Annotated in this window: 1 protein-coding gene; it reads left to right on the forward strand. The window is 65.0% G+C overall.

The window, feature by feature from the left end:
• The coding region (locus tag ACZ3YO_RS39860) for a hypothetical protein (RefSeq protein WP_465579189.1) at positions 1-2092 on the forward strand (2092 nt) is incomplete at both ends.

The following is a 2092-nucleotide window of genomic DNA, read 5'->3' on the forward strand; positions in this document are numbered from 1 at the left end:
TCACCTTCGGCGACCCCCACGCCGAACCGGAGTTCGCCGCACCCGGAACGTCCCACCTGGGCCCGCACCGCCCGCTCGACCACCTCATCCGCTTCGCACCCGGGAAGAGCGGCGTCGGCACGTACGCCCTCGGCAACGCCGGCATCGTCCACCACGGCGTCGTCGAGACCGAGAACGCCCCGGACGGCACCCCCTGCATCCGGCTCTACACGACCGTCTTCAAAGCCATGCCGATGACCGTCGACCACACCACCGGCCTGGCAACCTCCGACTTCAAGGACGTCCACCAGTACCCGGACGGCACGATCCACATCTCCTCCGGACCCACCTCCCACGAAGTCTTCTGGATCGGCGCCGGCCGCCCCCTGCGCGCCATCAGATGGGCCGAGAAATACGCCGCCCAGGACCCCGACAACGCCAGCCCGATCATCCGCTCCTACCTCGTCCCCCTCACCACCTACCAGGAGATATTCCGCACCACCGTCCACGAAGAAGACACCAACGCCGAGATCATCGACATCGGCCTCCCCGCCGACCGGCAAACCCTCGACAACCTCAACCAGGCCTACAAGGCCAAAATCGAGGAGGCGACCGACAAGCTCACCGCCCTGGACGCGACCGACACCGAGACGGCCAAAGCCCTCGGACGCGTCCGCTTCAACTCCCACATCGAACACCTCATCGGCACCCGGATGGCACCCGCCCCGCCCACCGACTCCCTCACCACACGCCCGTTCAACGTCGACCACCGCGGCGAGGAGAACCAGTTCGGCATCGGCGGCGACCAACTCCGCCGACTCGAACGCGACGCCGTCCCCGACTCACTGATCACCTACTACACCCACGAAGACCAGCTCACCACCATCCCCGCCGCCGAGCACGGCACCGTCAAGCACATCGACACCCTGCGCGACAGCATCGGCGCACCCCCCAGCGGACTGCCCAAACTCAGCAACGACCTGCACCCCTGGATCGTCCAGACGACGAACGGCGAAGGCAAACTCGTCACCGAGTTCCGCAACAACGCCGCCGACCTCGCCCGCATCACCCGCACCCTCCGCGAGCACCTCGTCACCTGGCACCAGTTCAAACAACAACCGAGCGAACGCCGGCCCGACCCACTCCTCGACCCCGAACAGACCATCCCCTACGAAACGCGCCTCACCAACCTCAAGACCTTCCTCGGAAAACAACACGAACACTTCGAAACCACCAGGCAGAGCCTCGACCCCCACGACCCCACCGTCCTACCCGACTTCGACCCGAACATCGGCGCGAACAACCACGACCGCGGGCCCGTCGACGACTTCATGGAAACCGTCGTCAAGCCCTGGGCCACCCAGGCCGCGATCGCCGAAGTCCTCTCCCGCGGCTACGACGAGAACAAAGCCGACATCGACGTCCGAGGACCCCAACCCACCACCACCGACTACCACACCCTCCTCCAGAACCTCCCCCAGCACCGGCAACTGCAGACGGACACCGGCAAGCAACTCGACACACTCTGGCGCAACGGCCACCACCCCGCCGAACTCGTCACCGAACTCATCGACAACTTCCCCGACCTGGCCCGCAAATTCGACGAGATCGCCGCCAAGACCGAGCACTACACCTTCTTCGACCACGCCCAACTCGTCCTCGGCCAGTACCGCAAACTCACCGCTGACACAAACCCGGACAACCGCTTCGTCCCGACCGAAGCAATCGCCAAGGCAATCCTGTTCCACGACATCCAGAAACAGAACTCCAAAGACATGTACGACCACACCGAAGGGAAGAAAGCCAAGAAAGCCAAACCCGCCACCCACGACCGCGAACCCGAACACATCGGCGCCGTCGAAATGATGAAGAACCTCCCCGGCCTCTGGAACAACAAAGCCGAACTCACCGCCGCCGTCCGCATGGTCGACTCCGACCCCTTCGGCTTCTACCTACGCGAACTCTTCACCGCGCCCAAGAAACTCGGCGAAGCCGAGCAGACCCTGGGACGCGCACGACAGGCCTTCGCCTACATCGCCGACACCGCACTCCTCGTCATGGACCGACGGCCGCGCGAGACTCCCGAGCTGACCGACGAACAGGCCCTGAACGT

It is taken from the genome of Kitasatospora sp. NPDC022785 (assembly GCF_055561295.1).